This is a genomic window from Amycolatopsis sp. NPDC031561, from assembly GCF_055580625.1.
Map to the genome: position 1 here is coordinate 46,201 of NZ_JBVILA010000007.1, position 19,888 is coordinate 66,088.

Annotated in this window: 14 protein-coding genes and 1 pseudogene; 7 read left to right on the forward strand and 8 right to left on the reverse strand. The window is 68.1% G+C overall.

Annotation, left to right across the window (positions count from 1 at the left end):
- Nucleotides 1-358: 358 nt before the first annotated feature.
- Nucleotides 359-1,807, forward strand: a complete 1,449-nt coding sequence (gene argG / locus ACZ5IK_RS17135) for an argininosuccinate synthase (protein WP_101606174.1) — start codon at nt 359-361, stop codon at nt 1,805-1,807.
- 86 nt (nt 1,808-1,893) lie between these two features.
- On the opposite strand, the gene ACZ5IK_RS17140 is transcribed toward argG, so the two are convergent.
- On the reverse strand, nt 1,894-2,589 hold the full coding sequence (locus ACZ5IK_RS17140; RefSeq protein WP_465488552.1) for an MmyB family transcriptional regulator: 696 nt from the start codon (nt 2,587-2,589) through the stop codon (nt 1,894-1,896).
- A gap of 103 nt (nt 2,590-2,692) precedes the next feature.
- Here ACZ5IK_RS17140 and ACZ5IK_RS17145 point away from each other — a divergent pair, with 103 nt between their 5' ends.
- Nucleotides 2,693-3,388, forward strand: coding sequence for an SDR family oxidoreductase (locus tag ACZ5IK_RS17145; protein WP_465488553.1), 696 nt, complete (start codon nt 2,693-2,695; stop codon nt 3,386-3,388).
- A gap of 9 nt (nt 3,389-3,397) precedes the next feature.
- On the opposite strand, the gene ACZ5IK_RS17150 is transcribed toward ACZ5IK_RS17145, so the two are convergent.
- The 3 genes from ACZ5IK_RS17150 to ACZ5IK_RS17160 all read right to left on the reverse strand — a co-directional run bounded on the left by ACZ5IK_RS17150 (nt 3,398) and on the right by ACZ5IK_RS17160 (nt 5,976).
- On the reverse strand, nt 3,398-4,690 hold the full coding sequence (locus tag ACZ5IK_RS17150) for an SON protein (protein ID WP_465488554.1): 1,293 nt from the start codon (nt 4,688-4,690) through the stop codon (nt 3,398-3,400).
- Nucleotides 4,691-4,762: 72 nt separating this feature from the next.
- Nucleotides 4,763-5,422, reverse strand: coding sequence for a response regulator (locus ACZ5IK_RS17155; protein ID WP_465488555.1), 660 nt, complete (start codon nt 5,420-5,422; stop codon nt 4,763-4,765).
- A gap of 14 nt (nt 5,423-5,436) precedes the next feature.
- Complete coding sequence (locus ACZ5IK_RS17160) at nt 5,437-5,976, reverse strand: DUF1453 domain-containing protein (RefSeq protein WP_101606168.1); 540 nt, start codon at nt 5,974-5,976, stop codon at nt 5,437-5,439.
- A gap of 120 nt (nt 5,977-6,096) precedes the next feature.
- On the opposite strand from ACZ5IK_RS17160, the gene ACZ5IK_RS17165 reads away from it, so the two are divergent.
- Nucleotides 6,097-7,248 (forward strand): sensor histidine kinase, encoded by a 1,152-nt coding sequence (locus ACZ5IK_RS17165; protein ID WP_465488556.1) that lies wholly within the window; start codon nt 6,097-6,099, stop codon nt 7,246-7,248.
- Nucleotides 7,249-7,289: 41 nt separating this feature from the next.
- Here ACZ5IK_RS17165 and ACZ5IK_RS17170 read toward each other — a convergent pair whose 3' ends face one another.
- The gene (locus ACZ5IK_RS17170; protein WP_465488557.1) at nt 7,290-8,474 is read right to left on the reverse strand and encodes a PQQ-dependent sugar dehydrogenase; all 1,185 of its coding nucleotides are present in this window, start codon (nt 8,472-8,474) and stop codon (nt 7,290-7,292) included.
- A gap of 325 nt (nt 8,475-8,799) precedes the next feature.
- On the opposite strand from ACZ5IK_RS17170, the gene ACZ5IK_RS17175 reads away from it, so the two are divergent.
- A complete protein-coding gene (locus ACZ5IK_RS17175; RefSeq protein ID WP_465488558.1) occupies nt 8,800-9,957 on the forward strand; it encodes a thioester domain-containing protein in 1,158 nt (385 codons plus the stop codon).
- A 125-nt stretch (nt 9,958-10,082) separates the two neighbouring features.
- Here ACZ5IK_RS17175 and ACZ5IK_RS17180 read toward each other — a convergent pair whose 3' ends face one another.
- On the reverse strand, nt 10,083-10,826 hold the full coding sequence (locus tag ACZ5IK_RS17180) for an AraC family transcriptional regulator (RefSeq protein ID WP_465488559.1): 744 nt from the start codon (nt 10,824-10,826) through the stop codon (nt 10,083-10,085).
- Nucleotides 10,827-10,880: 54 nt separating this feature from the next.
- On the opposite strand from ACZ5IK_RS17180, the pseudogene ACZ5IK_RS17185 reads away from it, so the two are divergent.
- Together ACZ5IK_RS17185 and ACZ5IK_RS17190 are read left to right on the forward strand one after the other, a co-directional pair.
- Nucleotides 10,881-12,000 (forward strand): annotated as a pseudogene (locus tag ACZ5IK_RS17185) (MFS transporter).
- A 258-nt stretch (nt 12,001-12,258) separates the two neighbouring features.
- Nucleotides 12,259-14,262 carry a tetratricopeptide repeat protein gene (locus ACZ5IK_RS17190; protein WP_465488560.1) on the forward strand — a complete coding sequence of 668 codons (2,004 nt, stop codon included), beginning with the start codon at nt 12,259-12,261 and terminating at the stop codon, nt 14,260-14,262.
- A gap of 325 nt (nt 14,263-14,587) precedes the next feature.
- Here the strand turns inward: ACZ5IK_RS17190 and ACZ5IK_RS17195 are convergent, their stop codons facing one another.
- Nucleotides 14,588-15,799 carry a hypothetical protein gene (locus tag ACZ5IK_RS17195; RefSeq protein WP_465488561.1) on the reverse strand — a complete coding sequence of 404 codons (1,212 nt, stop codon included), beginning with the start codon at nt 15,797-15,799 and terminating at the stop codon, nt 14,588-14,590.
- Between the two features lie 157 nt (nt 15,800-15,956).
- Between ACZ5IK_RS17195 and ACZ5IK_RS17200 the strand changes: the two genes are divergently transcribed.
- Nucleotides 15,957-19,040 carry an AfsR/SARP family transcriptional regulator gene (locus ACZ5IK_RS17200; protein ID WP_465488562.1) on the forward strand — a complete coding sequence of 1,028 codons (3,084 nt, stop codon included), beginning with the start codon at nt 15,957-15,959 and terminating at the stop codon, nt 19,038-19,040.
- Between the two features lie 324 nt (nt 19,041-19,364).
- Here ACZ5IK_RS17200 and ACZ5IK_RS17205 read toward each other — a convergent pair whose 3' ends face one another.
- Complete coding sequence (locus ACZ5IK_RS17205) at nt 19,365-19,733, reverse strand: helix-turn-helix domain-containing protein (RefSeq protein ID WP_465488563.1); 369 nt, start codon at nt 19,731-19,733, stop codon at nt 19,365-19,367.
- Nucleotides 19,734-19,888 lie beyond the last annotated feature (155 nt).

A 19,888-nucleotide genomic window follows, 5' to 3' on the forward strand; every position in this document is an offset into this window, starting at 1 on the left:
GGAGCTTTTCCTTTGTGCATGTTGGGGGGTGTGTTCCCCCCCCCGCCCCCTCTCTCTTTTGGTCTCGACACCAACCCTCCTTTTTTGTTTTTCTCTCCCCCCCCCCCCCCCCCCCCGACACCTGCACGGAGGGCCACGGGACAAGAGTGAGGACGTCGGTCCGTTCAACGTCCCAATTCATTCATCGTCAACACCCCCGCACACGCGTGAGCCGCCACCCCGTACTGGTCAGGTGGCCACGTGAACCGGGTGACTCCTCGCCGACCGCACTCTTCACGCGCATCCGGGACCACCCACCCGAGTTGCCCTGCTCACCCCGGCTTGCATGGTCATACACTCCTATGCATATACTTCCATCATGTCCAAGGTACTCACCTCTCTGCCTGTCGGCGAACGCGTCGGGATCGCCTTCTCCGGCGGCCTCGACACCTCCGTAGCGGTCGCGTGGATGCGCGAGAAGGGTGCGGTGCCGTGCACCTACACCGCTGACATCGGCCAATACGACGAACCCGACATCGCGTCGGTCCCGGGCCGGGCGAAGGCCTACGGCGCCGAGATCGCACGGGCCGTCGACTGCAAGGCCGCGCTGGTCGAGGAAGGGCTCGCGGCGCTGGCCTGCGGCGCCTTCCACATCCGCAACGGCGGCCGCACCTACTTCAACACGACCCCGCTCGGCCGCGCGGTCACCGGCACGCTGCTGGTGCGCGCGATGCTCGAGGACGACGTCCAGATCTGGGGCGACGGGTCCACCTTCAAGGGCAACGACATCGAGCGGTTCTACCGCTACGGCCTGCTCGCGAACCCGTCCCTGCGGATCTACAAGCCATGGCTGGACGCCGCGTTCGTCAGCGAGCTCGGCGGCCGCAAGGAGATGTCCGAGTGGCTGCAGGGCCACGGGCTCCCCTACCGGGACAGCACCGAGAAGGCCTACTCGACGGACGCGAACATCTGGGGCGCGACCCACGAGGCCAAGTCGCTCGAACACCTCGACACCGGTATCGAGATCGTCAACCCGATCATGGGCGTCCGGTTCTGGGACCCCGAGGTCGAGATCGCGCCCGAGGACGTCACGATCGGCTTCGAGCAGGGCCGCCCGGTGACGATCAACGGCAAGGAGTTCGCCACCGCGGTCGACCTGGTCCTGGAGGCCAACGCCATCGGCGGGCGGCACGGGCTCGGCATGTCCGACCAGATCGAGAACCGGATCATCGAGGCCAAGAGCCGCGGGATCTACGAGGCGCCGGGCATGGCGCTGCTGCACGCGGCGTACGAGCGGCTCGTCAACGCGATCCACAACGAGGACACCCTCGCCAGCTACCACAACGAAGGCCGTCGTCTCGGCAGGCTGATGTACGAAGGCCGCTGGCTGGACCCGCAGGCCATGATGCTGCGCGAGTCGCTGCAGCGCTGGGTCGGCGCGGCCGTCACCGGCGAGGTCACCCTGCGGCTGCGGCGCGGCGAGGACTACTCGATCCTCGACACCAACGGTCCTTTCTTCAGCTACCACCCGGACAAGCTGTCGATGGAGCGCACCGAGGACTCGGCGTTCGGCCCGGTGGACCGGATCGGCCAGCTCACCATGCGGAACCTCGACATCGCCGACTCGCGCGCCAAGCTCGAGCAGTACGCCGGGCTCGGCATGGTCGGCGGCGGGCACCCGACGCTGATCGGCGCCGCGCAGGCCGCGTCGACCGGGCTGATCGGCGCGATGGACGCGGGCGGCGCGCAGGTGATCGCCTCGCGCGGCAAGGCTTCGGGCGACGACGAGCTGCTCGACCACGCCGCGATCGAGTACGGCACGGACTGAATCAACACAGACTGACCCGAACAAAACGGGACGCGAAAGCGCCGGGCGCGCGGCATCGAAGCCGTTCGCCCGGCGCTGTTTTTTCATCAAGCCAGGGATTGCGTCCCGAGCACGGTGAGCAGCGCGAGCCGCTCGGCGGCTTCGGAACCGGGTTCGGCCGTGTAGACCATGATGTGCAGGTCGCAGCCTTCGACGGTCAGGACGTCGCAATCGAGTTCGACCGGCCCGACCGACGGATGGTCGATGACCTTGCGGGCGGACTCGTGCCGTCCGACGGCGCCGGAATCCCACAGCCGCGCGAACCGCGGGCTCCCGCCGCGCAGCTCCGCGATCAGCCGGGTGAGCCGCTGATCGGCCGAGTAGCGGGCGGCCGCCGAGCGCAGGTCCGCGACGAGGACCGCTTCGAAGGCCCGTAGGGATTCCGGGGTGTGCCGGGCACGCGCGCCCTCGCCGAGGAAATGCCGCCAGACCGCGTTGCGCTCGAATCCGCGCGCCTGGGACGGATCACCCATCAGCGCCGCGTACGGCGCGTTTGCCGACAGGAGCGTCCAGGTGGCGTCGAACACCGCGACGGGGATCCCGGTCATCCGGTCGATCAGCCGTTGGACACCGGGTGTGAGGTACGCGGAGGCGACGTCCGGTCCTGGCCCCGCCAGCATGGCCAGTTCCTCGCGGCGTAGCCCGGCCGCGCGCCGCTGACCACCTTCGGGCAGGCCGACGTCCGACGGCGAGACGCGGTCACGCCAGCGCCGTACCGCCCGCCCGAATTCCGTCGCCGCCATGCCCGCCAGTCTGCCCCGATCCCCCGGGAGGTGCCTGGTACCGCGAGTCCCAGGAAGATCGGTCGACTGGCTGTCCGGGTCTCGCCGGGACGACGCTGATCCCATGACCACGACACTGATCACCGGGGCCAACAAGGGCCTCGGCCGCGAGACCGCCCGTCGCCTCATCGCCGACGGCCACACCGTCTACCTGGGCAGCCGCGACGCCGAACGCGGCCGCCTCGCCGCCGAAGAACTGGGCGCGCGCCTGATCCTGCTCGACGTCACCGACGACGCGTCCGTCGAGGCCGCCGCGAAGACCATCGAAGCCGAGGGCGGACTGGACGTCCTGGTCAACAACGCGGGCGTGGAAAACCGGCCCATGCTCGGCGCCGCCGACCTGACGGCGGACGAGTTGCGCACGACCTTCGAGGCCAATGTGTACGGCACCGCGCGGGTGACGCACGCCTTCCTGCCGCTGCTGCGGCGCTCCGCCGCACCCGTGGTGGTCAACGTCAGCAGCGGCCTCGCCTCCCTCACCGGACTGACCATGCCCGACTCGCCGTCGTACGCCTATCCGGGAGTGGCGTACCCGGCGTCGAAGGCCGCGGTCAACGTGCTCACCATCCAGTACGCCAAGGCGTTCCCCGGGATGCGGATCAACGCCGTCGAGCCGGGCTACACCGCGACCGACCTCAATGGACAGTCGGGACATCAGGCCGTCGAGGAGGGCGCCGAGATCATCGTCCGGATGGCCTCGCTCGGACCGGACGGCCCGACCGGCGGCTACTTCGACGTCTCGGGGCCGCTCCCCTGGTGAATCCCGGTGTCATTTGCCGCCGAGCTTCGACCGCCGCTCCGTCAGCTCGTCGACGAGCCGGGTGATCTCAACCTGCCCGATCGCTTCGGCCACCACGGAAACCGACGCGATGCTCTCGATCCGGTACTGGACCGGTACCCCACCCGAGGCCCGCGACTGCGCTTCCGCGTCCGCCTTCTTCTCCGCTTCGACGGACGCGAAGACCCCGCCCGCCCCGCCGTTGACGCAGCTGATCGAGCCCGAGCCGTTCAGCGGCAGGGTCGCCGTGTTCCGGCAACTGCCCGCCGAGCGGCCGCCGATGGTCACGTTCGCGGTCATCGTGGCGTTGACCTGGCCGGTGACCTTCCCGCCGCTGTTCGCCGACGCGGAGTTGGACACGTTCGCGGTCACCGTGCAGCCCGAGGCGCTGCACGCGACCGTGGCCGCGCCGTCCATGTCGAACCGGACACCGGTGTCGACGGCGTTGGACAGTTTCTTGGTGTTCGACGTCAGGTCTTCGTAGACGGCGTCGGTCTCTTCGGGCGACAAAGCGTCCACATCGGACTCACCGAGGGCGGCGCCGGAAGGCATCTGGGGCCGTGACTCCGCGTCGGGCATCGTCGGGAGCTTCGGGACGGACGGCGTCCCGCCGGGCACGCTCACGGAGTAGCGGAGCAGCCGATGCGGCGCTTCCTTCGAGACGTACAGGTCACCGGCGGGCGTGCTCGCCTTGATCGCCGGGACGTCACGGACGGTCTCGTTCTGGTCGTCCGTGATCTCCTTCGCCCGCTCCAGCGCCTCGCGCAGGCGGCCGGCGAGTTTCTCCGGGGACTCGAACTGCTGCAGAACCGGGCCGAACAACGCGTCCTCGCCGGTGATCCACCGGTCCTTGAGATCCTCGGCCCCCGACGAGTCCGCTCGCGACCCGGGCAGCATGCCGTCGGGAGCCTTGAAGTAGACCTTGCCGCCGACGACCAGGATCTCGATCTTCCTGCCCTGGAAGGACATCGTGCCGGACGTCTCGCCGAACGCGGTGGTCTTGACGTCCGTCTTGATCATCCCGCCGACCGCGGAGGTGCTGTTCCGGACCGCCGGCGCCGAGGACAGCGCGGCCAGCGCCTGCTCGAAGGGCTCGCGACCGGCTTTCGAGGGCCACAGCAGCCAGGTGGTCAGTCCGGCGAGGAGTACCAGCACCAGCCCCGCGATCCCGCCGAACAGCAGCCACCGCCGGGGTTTCCGGGCGGGCGGCGCCGGGGCCGGTTGGGGTACCCACCCCTGCGGCGGCGGCCACTGCGCGCCTTGGGGTGGGAATGAGTGCTCCACGTCGCCTCCATCGCTGAAATCACCAGACGACGTCACGCTAGGGAGGGATGATGAAAACTTGATGAAACGCGATCAGGTGAACCGGTAGGGCGCGGGAGCCGGGGTGCTCAGCGCGTACCGGACGGCTTCGGCGCGCGAGTGGAAGCCCGCCTTCGCGAACAGGTTGTTGATGTGGGTCTTGACGGTGGCCTCGCTGATCACCAGCCGCGCGGCGATCTCCGGATTGCGCAGGCCCTCACCGATCAGCTCGAGAATCTCCTTCTCTCGCGAGGTGAACCCGAACCGGTCGCCCTCGTCCGCCGCGCGGGCACGGCGTGACGCGAGGGTGAGGAGCCGTCGCTGGACCTCCGGGGCGAGCACGACCTGCCCGTCGGCGGCGGTGCGCACGGCCTGTTCGATCTTCGCCCGGTCGGCTTCCTTGGTCAGGTACCCGCTCGCACCGGCTTCGAGCGCGGCGAGGATCGATTCGTCGTCGTCGAGACTGGTCAGCACCACGACCTGGACTTCCGGCGCCGCGGCCTTGATCCGGCCGGTCGCCTCGACGCCGTTCAGCACCGGCATGTGGAGGTCCATCAGCACGACGTCCGGCGTGTGCCGGGAGACCGCGGCAAGGGCCTCCTCGCCGTTGGTGGCTGTCGCGACGACGGTGAGGCCGTCGGCGAGGTCGAGCATCACCGCGAGGGCTTCCCGCACGGACGCCTGGTCGTCGACGACGACGAGCGACACGGTCACCTCGGCACCTCCGTTCAACGTCGGGTCATCCTGGCCTGCAGATCGTCGAGGAACGGGGAGGTGGTGTGCGCCTTGCCGTCCTCGCCCTTCTTCCAGACGATACGGCTGTCGGTGCGCATCGCCCTGGCGAGCACCACGACACCCTCCACGAGCATCCCCACGCCGATGGTCAGCATGACACTGTTGCCGCCGGAGGGGACCCCGGTGATCAGGCCCAGCAGCAGGTTCGCGCCGACCTTGGCGGCCACGTTCAGCGCCCACAGCACGATCGTGAGCCAGGTGTAGCGCATGTGCGCGACACCGTCTTGCCGGTAGAGCCGGATGCTCACGCCCCGCAGCACTCCGAACAGGACACTCACCGCGAGAGTGACGACCAGGAACACCACCGCGGTCGCGGACTTCACGCTGTCGTCCACATCGGACAACCCGATCACGGCGAGGATCGCGGGCAGCAGCAGCATCCGCTTGGCCTCGGCGACGTCCCCGGCCAGCCGCCGGATCAGGATGTATCCGACGGCGGCGACGATCAGGACTATTTCGACAGGTGTGCTCATGGTTTACCCCCTCGGGCCGGTTTTCGAAGACACTCCGACGCTAAGGCGGTGAACGCGGGAAGTCGTGCGGCGGCGGCCGTATCTTCGGGTGGAGAACCGTCTCCACCCTCAGGAGCATCGATGACCGGAAGCGCGACCGTGCTACGCCGCGAATGGATCGCCGACAGGCTCGTCCGGCCCGTCCTGATCACGGCGGCGATCGGCGTGTCCGGGGTCGGGATCTTCACCCGGGAAGTCCATTTCCGACCCTTGACGACGGCCCTCTTCTTCCTTGTCTCGCTCTTCGCCGTGTTCTCGTTCCTGCCGTGGGACCGGATTCCGGTGCGGACGCAGGTCACGCTCGCGAGCGGCTACGCCGTCTCCGCGGCCGTACTCTTCGCCTTGGCCCCGCATGCCTTCGCGCCGATGTTCGCCTACCTCGCCGCCGCGGTCGCCGGGATCAAACTCGGCTCCCGCACCGCGGCGATCTGGATCGCGGTGCTCGACGCCGTCTGCTGTGCCGTGGCGGTCGCCGTGGTCGGCGCGGTGACTTCGGCCACGGACGAATGGCCGTGGTGGCTCGCGCTTTCGGTGGGCCTGCCGGTGCTGCTGGGTATCGCCCGCCGAGACCGGCGTAACGCGCTCTTCAACGCCGAACGGGCCGCCTCCGAAGCCCGGCGGGCCGCCGCCTCCGAGTCGCGGGAAGCCGCGTTGCTGGAGCGGACGCGGATCGCGCGGGAACTGCACGACGTCCTCGGCCACTCGCTGACCGGGATCGCCCTGCAACTCGACATGGCCGACGCCCTCGGCACGAAGGGCAGGGACGAGGAAGCCGGCGAGGCCGTGCGCCGCGCGCGGTCGCTGGCGGTGGACGGTATCGGGCGGATGCGGCAGGCGGTGCACGAACTGCGCGAGGGCGCCCTGCCGCTGGAGGACACCCTGGCCGCCTTGTGCGCGGGAGAACTGGTGCCGTTCGAGGTCGAAGGCTCCGCCGGACCGCTCGGCGGCGGCGTCGCGCACACCCTGGTCCGCGCGGCGCAGGAGGCGCTGACGAACGCGGCGAAACACGCGCCCGGCACCGGACGCGCGGTGAAACTCGTGTTCTCACCGGAAACGGTCACGCTCGTCGTCACGAACGGCCCCGCCGGACGACGCGTGGCGCCGGACACCGGCGGTGGGATGGGACTGGTCGGGATGCGGGAACGGGCGACCGCGCTGGGCGGGTCGGCGCAGGCGGGCCCGGCGCCGGACGGCGGCTGGACGGTCGAAATCCGGCTGCCCCGCATGGGGTGAGCCCCCGGCCGCGCCGGGCGGACGCGGCCGAGGACCCGGGGTCAGCTCTTGCGGGCGAACGAGATCCGGTGCAGCCCGCCCGGCGTTTCGTCGGCCAGGTACAGCTCGCCGTACTGGTCGGTGCCGAACGTGGTGGCGTCGAGCGGGAACTCGCCGATCCGGGCGCTTTCGTAGGTGCCGTCGGTCTTCTTGCGGACGGCCCACGCCGTGCCCTGGCAGAAGTCGGTGGCGAGGTAGGTGCCGCCCGCCAGTGAGGCGTACTTCTTGCCGCGGTAGACGTGCCCGCCGATCACCGCGCAGCCCTCCGCGCCGGAGATGTAGTGGAAGACCGGCTCGGTGTAGGTGACGCCGTCCTTGCATCGTGTCTGATCGAACACGACCGGCCCCTCCTTGCAGGACCAGCCGAAATTCGCGCCGCCCTTGCCCGCGGCGAGGTGGTCGACCTCCTCGAACCGGCCCTGCCCGACGTCGCCGATCCACAGCGAGCCGTCGGCCGGGTCGAAGGAGAAGCGCCACGGGTTGCGCAGCCCGTACGACCAGATCTCCGCCCGCGCGCCCGCGACCCCGGCGAACGGGTTACCCGCCGGGACGCAGTACCGCAGCGGACGGCACGCGCGGTTGACGTCGACGCGCAGGATCTTGCCCAGCAGCGTGTCCAGCCGCTGCCCGCTGGCCAGCGGATCGCCCCCGCCGCCACCGTCGCCGATCCCCCAGTACAGGTACCCGTCGGGGCCGAACGCCAGCTGGCCGCCGTTGTGGTTGGGGAACTCGGAATGCGGCTGGGTGATCAGCTCGGTGAGCTCGCCGGTGTCCGGCCGGACCCGCGACAGGGTCACCGCGCTGTCGGCCTTGCGGGTGTACGCGACGTAGACCCGTTTGTCCCTGGCGATCGCCAGCCCGAGCAGCCCGCGTTCGACGTCCGCGCCGTTCACCTTGCCGCTGATGTCCAGGAACGGTTTGGCGGCGAGCCCGGTCTTGGGATGGTAGGCGCGGACGACGCCTCTCTTCTCCACGACGAGGATCCGGCCGCTCCCGTCGTTGAGCGCCGTGATCGCGGTGGGGTTCACCAGGCCGGACGCGACCTGGGTCGCCGTGGCGGTCAGCTCGCCGAGCGGAACACCCCGCGCTTCCCGGGTTTCCGCGCTGCTCGCGGCCGGGAGCAGCGCTCCGGCCAAGGCGAGCCCGGCCACCAGGGACAACCCCCGGCGTAGGTGCCGTCGCGTCATGTGGACTCCAATCACCGATGAATGGTCTGGTCCAATTCAACAGCGGTCGGAGCAGCGGCGGTACCTCCATCCGCGAGCTTTTCGTCGGTTTGTTTCCGCCTTGAAGCCGTTCTCTACTCGACCAAGATCGTTTTCGCGCCGTTCACTCTTCTTTCGGGGCAATTCGGACATCAGCCATACCCCGGAGTAGCCACATGTGTGGCCTCTGTATGCTCCGCTCTCGCTCGATGGGATTACTGATCCCCCATGTGGGCGAGCCGTTGCGGTCGGGGCCTGTGGTCGCACGCGGCACTGGCATTCGTGGTCCGTATCGGATGGGAGACACATGCACGGCAGGTCAGTTCTGGTTCGCGGCGGGATCGCGGTCGCTTCCGCGGCCGTCGCGATGACGATGGCCGCTCCGGCCGCACTCGCCGAGGACGGCGCGGCACGGGGCCGGGTCATCGACAAGGCCGGCGAGCGGGGCTACAGCGTCAACTTCGGGGACCCCAAGCACTACGTCCCGGAGCTGTTCGAGCTGAAGCTCTCCGACGGCAGCAAGCTCAAGATGTACTGCGTCCAGATCGAAGTCGACATGCGCACCGACCAGGACATGATCGAGCGCCCGTGGAACAAGTACCCGGATGCCTCGTCGCCGTTCAACAAGAACAACGCGAAGATCAACTGGGTGCTGCACCACGGCTACCCGTCGGTCGGCGTGAAGGCCATCGAGGGCACGCTCGGCAAGAAGTCGGTCAAGTTCAACGATGGTCTGTCCACCGGCGAGGCCGTCACCGCCACTCAGGCGGCCGTCTGGCACTTCAGCGACGGCAAGGACTTCGACCGCGACAAGCCGCTGATGGACGCGGACGCCAAGTCGTCGGCCGACGTGCTCGCCCTCTACGACTACCTCACCGGCAAGGACAACGTCGGCATCAGCGCGCAGCCGAAGCCGACCCTCGACATCGGCCCGGCCAAGGCCTCCGGTGCGACCGGCAGCAAGATCGGCCCGTTCAGCGTCGCCACCACCGGTGACATCACCGAGCTGACCAGCAAGCTGCCCGAGGGTGCGAAGGTCGTCGACGCCGACGGCAAGGAGATCAAGGCCGCCGCCATCAAGGACGGCACCAAGGTCTTCATCGACGTCCCCAAGGACGCCAAGGACGGCAACGGCTCGTTCTCGCTGAAGGTCAGCGGCCACCTCGACACCGGCCGCCTGTTCGTGGGCGAGAACTACGCCAAGGTCCCCGCCCAGTCGCTGATCGTCGCGGACTCCGAGAAGACCTCGGTCACCGCGAACGCCACCGCGAGCTGGAAGCAGGGCGGCGCGCCCGCCACCGAGACCCCGGCCCCCACCACTCCCGGTGGTGCCGAGTCGGGTGGCGGTGACGAGCTGGCGAACACCGGTGCTTCCGCGACCCTGCCGCTGGTCATCGGCGGCTCGCTCCTCGGCGCGGGTGTGCTGATGGTGCTGCTGGTCCGTCGTCGCCGTAGCCAGGCGTAAGAAACGAACCCGAAGCGGGGCCGGTCCATTGTGGACCGGCCCCGCTTTTTCGTTACCGAAGGCGGAGGGTCTCGTGAGTGGTAAGGACGGTTAGAACCGCCCCTACCACTCACGAGGCCTTTCGGTCACCGGTCGTAGTGCGTGCCCGGCGTATGCCCGAAGGCGCGCCGGAAGACGTCGATGAACGCGCTGGTGGACGACCAGCCGCAGGCATGCGCCACCGCGGTCACCGGGGTGTTCTCGGCCAGGAGGACCAGCGCGCGACAGAGCCGCAGCTGCGTGCGCCATTGCGGGAACGTCATGCCGAGGTCGGCCTTGAAGAGCCGGGCCAGGGTGCGGTCACTCGCCCCGACCCGGGCACCGAGGGCGGCCAGCGTCCGACTGTCGGCCGGATCGGTGCTCAGGATCTCGCACAGGGCGCGCAGCCGCGGATCTTCCGGCGTCGGCAGGTGCAGAGACTGCTGCGGCGAGACGCGCAGCTGATCGAGCAGGACACCGCGCAGCCGCCGGCGTTCCGGGGTGTCGTCGTGGGGCGGATCGGTGTAGGCGCGGATCAGTTCACGCAGGAGGGGGCCGACCGCCAGCACGCTCGGCGCGTTCAGCCGCAGCGGGTTGACGGCGGCGGGCAACCCGACCAAGCGGAGTTCGAGGTCGCCGTGCGCTTGATGGGCGTGCACGGTCCCCGCGGGCACCCAGATGGCCCGGGTGGCGGGCGCGACCCAGGAGCCTCTGCCGGTGGTGATGGCCAGGACACCGCGGGCCGCGTAGACGACTTGGTGATCGACGTGGCGGTGCGCGTCGATCGTCGTGCCGGAGGCCAGGGACCGGATCTGGGCCGGCGGCGCGGGCAGGTGGCGGATTTCCGTCATTGTTTGTCATTTTATCGGAAGCGCGACATCCCTGGCCGCGAAGAGCATGACGGGGTGTCAAGGAACAAAGCGATCATCCTGTTGTCGGCAGGGCACGCGTGTGTGGACGTGTACCAGGGTTCGGTGGCCGCGCTTCGCTGCTGTCGTCGGTGGCGCAGCCGTTGTTCGGCGCGCTGACCGACCGGTGGGCGATGCCGTGGCTGCTGCCGTCGGCCACGCTCCTCGGCGGGCTCGGCATCGGCCTCGGTGGACTCGTCGACTCCTATGCGCTCACGCTCGCTTTCGTCGCCGTGTCGGGGATCGGTGTGGCGGCCTACCATCCCGAGGCCGCCCGGCTCGCGAGAATCGCTGGAGGCGGCAGGCATACGGCCATAGGCTGGTTCTCCCTCGGCGGCAACATCGGCTTCGCGGCCGCTCCCGTGCTCATCGCCGCGGTGATGACCTTCGGCGGTCTCCGGATGTCGCCGCTGCTCGTCGTGCCCGCACTGGCCGGCTCAGCGCTCTGCCTGCCCGTGCTGCGCGCGCTGACCAGGACTGCCCACATCAACGGCTCGTCAGCAGACGTCGCGGGTGTCGACGACTGGAGGTCGTTCGCGAGGCTATCGGTGGCCGTCGTCTTCCGGTCGATCGTGTTCGTCGGGCTGAGCACCTTCGTCTCGCTCTATGCCCAGCAGCGAGTCGGCGGCGGTACCGCGACGGGCAGCGCCGCACTGTTCCTGCTCTATCTCGGCGGTGCCGCGGGCACGCTGCTGGGCAGCAGGCTGGCCGGACGCCGGGACCGCGTCACCGTGGTGCGCCGGTCGTACCTGGTCACCATCGGTGCTGTCGCCGGGGTCGTGTCGCGCCCGGTCCGGCGTTCTTGCCGTTCGTCCTGCTAACCGCCGTGGGCCTGTACATCCCGTTCTCACTGCAGATCACGCTCTCCCAGGACTACCTGCCCACCCGCGTCGGCACCGCCAGCGGTGTCACCCTCGGGCTGACGGTCAGCATCGGCGGCCTCGCTAGTCCCGTCATCGGCGCCATCGCGGATCACACGTCCTTGCGGACGGCCTTGACGCCGTTGATCGCCTTGCCGCTTTTGTGCTGGATCACCACCCGCTCGCTGCCGGAGCCGGGAGCCGCTGCCGAGCAGAAAGTACTCACCGGCATGAAACTCACGGACCACAGGACCTGATATCACGGCGAGAAATCATCCGTCCACTGTGGACCATTGCCCCCTTCCCGGCAGGACGAGGCGAAACGCCCGTGCAGACGCACGTGCAGAAGATTTGTCTTTTCGTGTGATAATTTCCGCAGAATTCCTCGACCGCAATCGCTTTATTATCGAAGACACCGGATCATTGGAAACCATAACGGGGGGGCACCGCATGGACGACCTGGGACGGCACTCGCACCAGCCTGAAGCCGGCGGGAAGAGCGGTGGGGGCAGATCATGACCGCCCCGGCCGGCCTCGGTGCTCCCGCGGATCGGCCTTGGCAGATCCCCGCGGCACCCTCGGTGTTCCAAGAACGGGAACGGTTCAGCGCCGATCTCGACCGGTTCTGGACCGAAGGCACCGGACGCAGGCTACTGGTGGTGAGCGGGGTGGGCGGCGTCGGCAAGACCTCGCTCGCGCTGGATTGGCTCTACGACAATGCGGACGAGTTTCCGCAAGGCATCCTGTACAGCGACCTGGGCGGCGCACGCGAGCAACCGCCGGAGGATCCCGGTGAGGTCCTGCACGGATTCCTGACGGCACTGGGCAGCTCACCCGACGAGATCCCGACAAGCCTCGACCAGCGGGCCGCGGCCTTCCGCACGGCCACCGCGGCGCGACGGATGGCCGTCCTTCTCGACGACGCCGCTTCCGTCGCCCAGGTCCGCCCGCTCCTGCCCGCCGGGCAGGCGGCGGTCGTCTTCGTCACCAGCCGGTGGCGGCTCACCGATCTCGGTATCGACGGGGCGCATTTCGTCGATCTGCCACCCCTCACCCAAGCCCAGGCGCAGGCGTTGTTCGAGCGGTACACAGGTACTGAACGCATTCGTTCGGACCCGCCCGCCGCTTCGGAGATCGTGTCCTCGTGCGGAGGCATCCCCCTCGCGCTGTCGGTGGCGGCGGCGCGGTTGAGAACCCGGCCGCAACGAACCCTCGCTCGTGAAGCCGCGGCCTACGGACGCTGGACGTCCGAAGGTGGCGGTTCCGCCGACAAGACGCTCTCGTTGAACGCGATCTTCGAAGTCGTCTACGAAGGGCTGCCGCAGAGCGCGGCACGGGTCTATCTGGCGTGCGGGGTGCATCCCGGGCCATTCCTGTCCTCCGAACCCTTGGCCGCAGCTCTGGGCCGCCCGGTCAGTGCCATCGAGGACGACGTCGACGAGTTGATCGAAGCGAACCTCCTGACCGAGGCGGGCGAAGACCGATTCGTCCAGCACATGGTGTTACGCAGCGACGCGCGCACACGGGCCGCCGCGGCGCTGCCGGGGGACGAGCGGGACAGGCTGGCCCACGCGTTCGCCGGGTGGTACCTCGACCGGGTCCTGGCCGCAGATGAGGTGATCCACCCGCATCGAGCCCGGTACGCCACCCGCGAAAGACGCTCCAAGGACTTCGCCGAACGTGCCGAGGGCCTCGCCTGGTGGCGCGACCACCTGTCCGTGATCCGGGCCGTGTTCACCTCGGCCGCGGACCACGAGTGGGACGACATCGTGTGGCAGTTCTGCGAAGCGTCTTGGGGTTTCTTCCTGCATCATCGGGACTACCTGCCGTGGATCGCAATGAACGAGCAGGGCGTCTTGGCCGCGACCCGCGCGAACCTGCCCTTGGTGGAAGCACGGTTGAGGTCCCAGCTCGGCTTCGCTTACGCCAAACTCGGCTGGTACGACAAGGCCGCCGAGGAGAACATCGTCGCGCTTCGCTTGGGACAACAGGAGAACCATGGCCCGACACAGGCGACGGCGCTCTCCCAGCTCGGCAGATCCGCCCGAGGGCAGGGGGATCTCGAAGGCGCCCTGGACTTCTACCGCCAGGCCGCCGATCTGCAGGAGCGGCTGGGGATCCCCCGTGGTGTGGCGTTGTGCCGCCGTCGCCAGGGCGAGGTGCTCGCGAAGCTCGGCCGGTACAGCGAAGCCATGATCGAACTGGCCGCCGCGGCGACGGTGATGGCCGAACTCGGTGATCCCGCCCAGCACGCTCGCTCGGTCATGGCGCTGGCGGGCATCCAGGCCGCGGAAGGCCGTGCCGAAGACGCGATCGCCAGGCTGACCGACTCACTGCGCATGGTGCGAGCGCTCGATTCCCCCTTCTACACCGCCGAGCTCCTCACCGCCCTCGGCCGGATCGAACTGCGCTGCGGCCGTGAGGAGGAAGGCACCGGCCATCTCGCCGAAGCTCAGGCTCTCTACACCGAATCGGGTGATCCCCGCGCAGGAGAGTCCGCAGACGGCTCTCAAGCGTGAACTCCAGTCGTCCCCTTCGCGCCCGCGTGGCTTCGCCGCCACCATCGACGTCCCCGTGCGGGTGGAGATGACATAACCGTGCGGGTGGGCCGCGATCACGGCGGTCGCGCCGGGATGACGGCTCAACGCGATCTCGGCGGCGATCCGTGCCTGGCCCGCCGTCCGGCTGTCTTCTCGGAGCAGCACGTCTCCCGCCACTGCCCAGGCCCGCGGAACGGTGTCGACCGCGACAACGAGGACGTCGCCTTCCAAGCCGTCGATCGTCAGGTGGATCCGGGCCACCCCCGCTGCGGGGGACTGGACAGCGTACACGATGTCCATGTCGTCAAACCTCGATCGGGAAAGGTGCGGGCAGCATCGGGACCGACGGCGCGCAGTCCGGTTCCGGTATCCCCAAGAGCCGGTACATCGCCGAACGCAGGATCGCCGCCGCCTGGCCCGGCATGGAACTGATCGCGTCGGCGGCGACCCGGGAAAGGTGTTCCCGGCGCCGGATCGCTTCGGCTTCCTGGGCGGGCAGTGGTCCCGACTCCAGGAGCGGAGCGTTCTGCCGGACGAGGTCGGCGATGCTTCCGGGGCGCAACCGGTCACCCGGTCCGTCTGCCATCGTGACCGGGCGGCCGATCGCGGCGGCGTACGCGGTGGTCGACCCGTGATCCCCGATCACCCAGTCCGACGCGATCATGGTCGCCTGCCAACCGCGATCCGGCGGGATGAGCCGCAGGCCCGCGTCGACGCAATCGGACAGCCATGCCGTCACTTGCCTGCGCCCGTGTACGGTCCACACGTTGGGATGCAGCACCGCCGCGACCGAATACCGTGACGGCGGGAGGGCGTCGAGGACCGCGCGGCAGAGACTCGGGACCCTGCCGAAGATCGAGTCGGTCGACCACGTCGAACTGATCGTCACCAGCCGCTGCCGAGGGTTCACCCCCAGCGCCTGCCGGTAGTGCTCGCGAAACGGGTCACCGTCGGCCATCCGGTCCAGGCAGATGTCGCCGGCCACGACCGAGACCGGCAGCGCTTCCGGGCACAGGGTCCCGAGCGCCGTCCGCTCCTCTTCGGTGGCCAAGGCGAGGGCCGAAGGAAGGATCCGGCCGCGATAGGTCAGGAGTTCACGGTCGAGGCCGGTGGCCGGAAGCGCCGGTGCCTCCGCCTTCCGGCTGTACAGATGCGACTTCATCGTCCCCGCACCGTGCCCGATCAGCAGGATCGGGCCCCGGAGTTGTTCGAGATGGCGATGGCTGGCCGCCAGGACGAGGTCGAACGTGTGCTGGACCGCTTGCTCCCACGGCAGCAGGAGACCGTGCTGCGCCCGGACGAACTCCTCCACGCCCGGCCAGTGGTCCGTGGTGTGCGGAACGGTGAACAGCACCTGGACCCGATGATCCGATTCGAGCAGCGGCACGATGTCCAGCAGCCGGGTGCCCGCGGTCATCGTCGGGACGACGACGAGCGCCGTCCGGCACCCGGCCCGGGTCACCCGGGCCTCCGCTCCGGGCCCCACCGGTCCCCTGATCCACATCTCCCCGCTCATGAGTGGTCCCCTCTCGTCCGCCGAATGTGGGCACGAGAGTGGCCTGTCCATCTGACACGGTCCTTTCGTACCGTGGTTGACGTTCCTGACAAAGGATCACTTCTTCTCCGGTCGACACTGGTCACGCTGGTTCTGAACACAAAAGAATGTGAAACTGGTGAGCGAGGCGAGGGGCGGCAGCGACACTGCCGATGGGAAGGGGCCTGCCATGGAAGTTGCCTTTGGAGTTCTCGGGCAGACTACAGTGCGCATGCACGGGAATTTGACCGTGAATTGGGGACGGCGCCGCGAAGAGGGCATCCTCGCGGCACTGCTGACACGTCCCGGAAGACGCCTTTCCATCGAAAACGTAGTCGAATGGGTTTGGGACGAACAGGAACAACGGCCACGCGACCCGCGGGCTACGATGTACCAATATATCACTCGGCTCCGCCAGCTTTTCCGGGAGACACACGCACCCGCGGCACTGGTCACCGCGAACGGCCGTTACACCCTCGAAGTCGACCCTTCGCTGATCGACTACGTCGCCTTCCGTAAGACCATGAAGGACGCCAGGGCTTTCGGCGACAGTGATGAACACCTGCGCGCGTGCGAGGCCGCCGCGATGGCGATAGGACTCTGGCGGGAGCAGCCACTGGCCGATCTCACGACCCGCTTGGCGGAAGACTGGCGCACATCGTTCATCCAATCGGATTGGATACCCGCGAACACTTTCCTGCTCGACGAACTGATCGCCACCGGACAATCGCTCGCCGCTTTGCAGCGGCTGGACGAACTCGATCGCGACCATCCGGACGAACTGAACTTCGCCAAAATCCGCTTGAGGGCACTGATCTCAGCGGGTCGCGGAGGTGAAACAACGGCCTTCTATCTGAGAAAGTATCAAGCTTTCCGCGCCGAGGGGGACGGGCAGGCTGCCGACGAACTCCGTGAATTCCAGCGAGAACTCACGGAGCGAACTTCGAAATCCATTCAGCTCGGCACCGGGATCGCAGACAGAAAGCCGAAGCAAGTCCAGGAAAGCGTCGTCCCACTGCGACGGTTACCCCGCGACATCGATCGTTTCGTGGGCCGCGAGAACGTCCTGGCGAGACTCGACTCCTTGACCATCGGCGCGACCGGCACTCCCCTGGCGACGATCGTGTGCGTGACCGGCCCGCCCGGTGTCGGCAAGACGACGACCATCGGCCACTGGGCTCACCGCACAGCCGGGAGGTTCACCCATGGCGTGATCATGATCGATCTGCACGGATTCAGCCGGACTCCACGCCTCGAGGCCACCGACGTCGTCGACGTCCTGCTTTCCGCGCTCGATTTCCGCGTCGACCGGATCGTCAGCCCTGCCGGGAGGATGGCGAAACTGGCCGCTCTCCTTTCCCAGCGCCCGGTGCTCGTCGTGCTGGACAACGTGGAGAACTTCGCCCACGTCCAGCCGCTGCTGGACGTGCTGGCCCCGTGCACGGTGATCCTCACCTCGCGGCGGCGCATGACTCCGCTGACGGCCCTGCACAACGTCCCGGCGGTCGCGCTCGATCCGTTGTCACCCGCCGAATCGTGCGAACTGCTGGCGCATCGCATGCGTAATCGCGGGCAGGATGAACCCGAAGTCCTCGAAACTCTCGCACGCTTGTGCGAGTGCATGCCGCTCGTCTTGAGCATCGTGGCCGATCGCGCGGCGAGCCGCGGCGGGTTGCGCCTGCGCACGCTCGCCGAGCAGTTGAAGGACGCGGACACCCTCCTGACGATCGGCGACGACGGGGACGGCTCCGGAATCCATCTCCAGTCCGCGTACTCGTGGTCCTACAACGCTCTGGAAGAGGCCGAACAACGCATGTTCCGACTGCTCGGCCTACATCCCGGTACGGAGATGAGCCCGGCGGCACTCGCCGCCGCCGGTGCGATCAGCGTCTCCGCCGCGCGAAGATCCCTCGACGCGCTCTTCGCCGCGCACCTGGTCCAGCACCCCGGTGACCTCGACCGCTTCCGCATGCACGACATCCTGCACCGGTACGCGGCGACCCTCGCGGACCGCGAGAGCGACGGTGACGGGCCCCGAAGGCGGCTGTTGTCGTTCTACCTGCACACGGCCTTCAACGCGCACGCGACGGTGCACCCACACAAACCGCGACCGCCGATGATCCCGGTCGAACCCGGCGTGACGCCGTTGGATTTCGACTCGCCTGCCGCTGGTCGTCAGTGGTGTCTCCGGGAGAGAACCAATCTCAACGCGCTCGTCGAAGAAGCTCACCGGCACGAACTGCATGAGTACGCCTGGCGCATCCCCCACGCCACCACCGACATTTACGACCAGTATGGGTTCTACGACGACATCGTGAACGGCCTGGCGATCGCCGCGCGATCGGCGGCGGCGGCGGGCGATCGGGTCGCCGAGGCCGCCACCCTGAACGACCTCGGGCAGATCCACATGATCATCGGAAACGACCGTGAAGCGGACCTCTACCTCACGAGCGCGTACGACCTCGTCCAGGACCAGGGCTACGAATTCGGCAGGCTCACCATCATGCTCAACCGGGCGCGGCAACACCATCACGCAGGCCGGACGGCCGAAGCCGTCGCCAGGTATCGCGAATGCCTGGTCTTGGCTCGGATGGTGCGGCATCCCGGCCACCTCGGAGTCACCGAGTACCGGCTGGGCGACGCGCTGGCGGCGGCCGGTGAGCATGATGAAGCGCTGGAACACTACCGCCGCGCTCTACAGGTCAAACAGGAAACAGGGGACGCCTCAGGGCAACTGGCCGTGCACTCGGCGATGGCGACTGTGCTGACACGGGCAGGCCGATTCGACGAGGCCGAACTTCAGTGCGGCAGGGCGCTGACACTGGCCGGCGAACCCCATCTCCCTGCAACAATGAAGCTGTACACCGTCCTGTCAGAACTCGCGCACGCGCGGCTCAGGGACGGCGATGCGCTCCGTTACGCTGATTTTGCGACCGGGCTCGCACTTCGCAGTCATCACGCAACGGGCTTGGCCCGCGCCAGAGTCGCACTCGGTCGTGTGCTCGCCGAACACGGCAACTTCTCCGGAGCACGAGAGGTTTTCGAAGAAGCCGCTGGGCTCTACCGAGACCGAGGGCGGCTCACCAAGGCGGCCGAACTCGAACCTTTGATCGCCGAACTCGCCGACCGCGCACCCGAGATCCCGAGGACACGGACCGGGAACGAGGACACAGTAGCCATGCTTCCACCACCCCGACGCGCCGGGCACTTTCACTCTAAGTAGTGAAATTTGCGCTCCCGCACTTGCTTGCGGAGCGGATTTTTGCTGCTCCGGACGTTACGAGCACGGCAACATGGTGCCAGATCGCAACGAGAGCGTTGACGGCTGACCGCCATCCCCCTATCGTCCTCAGCGCATCGTCCATCAGGGTTTATTGACCCTGGGATGCACCCACCCAATGCCTGAGGAGCACGTTGAAAAAGCTGCTGCACTCAAAGTCGTTCATCATGTTCACGATGTTCGCCGTGGTTTCCGTGGCGACGATCGGCGACTGGTGGCGCCCTTACTGATCAGCCGGATGGGCTGCCGCGGACGCAGCCCGGGGAATCACGTCGAACCACCGGTGGCGTCCCTCCTCGGGACGCCACCTTGGGGCCTGAGCCTCACTCCATTCTGCAGCAGCATTCGCCTGGCGACACCGAAGCTCAACTCGAATCTTGTCGCCAGATCTTGAATGCTCACCCCCGCCAGATAAGCCTCGACCAGGCCAGGCGGGGCCGACGCGCCAGTCGGCCCCGCCTGCCTCAACGTCACCCCGGCCGCGAGAAGAGCAGTGCGCGTTCCGTAGTAGGTCATCCCGAAACGGGCGGCGAGTTCCGTGATAGTGGCGCCACTTTCGTACGCCCGCACCAAATCGGCGTCGACCTCGAGTTCTGGATCCCCTCCACAGGCTTCGGAATCGCCCGGGTCCGTCATCTCAAGGCCACCACCCCGCTCGTGGTACGGCTACCTCTCACAACAGTCGCCCTTGCGAGCCAGGAAATCCAGTTTCTGTCGGGTAATTCCCCCGCACGCCGGACGCGGCGACGCTGCTTCGATCACTCTGAGTCCCCTTGCAAGACAGGCAGTAT

Excerpts from the sequence above, each read along its gene's own strand:
- argG (WP_101606174.1), top strand. The coding sequence starts at position 359 with ATGTCCAAGGTACTCACCTCTCTGCCTGTCGGCGAACGCGTCGGGATC.
- ACZ5IK_RS17165 (WP_465488556.1), top strand. The coding sequence starts at position 6,097 with ATGACCGGAAGCGCGACCGTGCTACGCCGCGAATGGATCGCCGACAGG.
- ACZ5IK_RS17170 (WP_465488557.1), bottom strand. The coding sequence starts at position 8,474 with ATGACGCGACGGCACCTACGCCGGGGGTTGTCCCTGGTGGCCGGGCTC.
- ACZ5IK_RS17145 (WP_465488553.1), top strand. The coding sequence starts at position 2,693 with ATGACCACGACACTGATCACCGGGGCCAACAAGGGCCTCGGCCGCGAG.
- ACZ5IK_RS17160 (WP_101606168.1), bottom strand. The coding sequence starts at position 5,976 with ATGAGCACACCTGTCGAAATAGTCCTGATCGTCGCCGCCGTCGGATAC.
- ACZ5IK_RS17195 (WP_465488561.1), bottom strand. The coding sequence starts at position 15,799 with ATGAGCGGGGAGATGTGGATCAGGGGACCGGTGGGGCCCGGAGCGGAG.
- ACZ5IK_RS17205 (WP_465488563.1), bottom strand. The coding sequence starts at position 19,733 with ATGACGGACCCGGGCGATTCCGAAGCCTGTGGAGGGGATCCAGAACTC.
- ACZ5IK_RS17175 (WP_465488558.1), top strand. The coding sequence starts at position 8,800 with ATGCACGGCAGGTCAGTTCTGGTTCGCGGCGGGATCGCGGTCGCTTCC.
- ACZ5IK_RS17180 (WP_465488559.1), bottom strand. The coding sequence starts at position 10,826 with ATGACGGAAATCCGCCACCTGCCCGCGCCGCCGGCCCAGATCCGGTCC.
- ACZ5IK_RS17140 (WP_465488552.1), bottom strand. The coding sequence starts at position 2,589 with ATGGCGGCGACGGAATTCGGGCGGGCGGTACGGCGCTGGCGTGACCGC.
- ACZ5IK_RS17190 (WP_465488560.1), top strand. The coding sequence starts at position 12,259 with ATGACCGCCCCGGCCGGCCTCGGTGCTCCCGCGGATCGGCCTTGGCAG.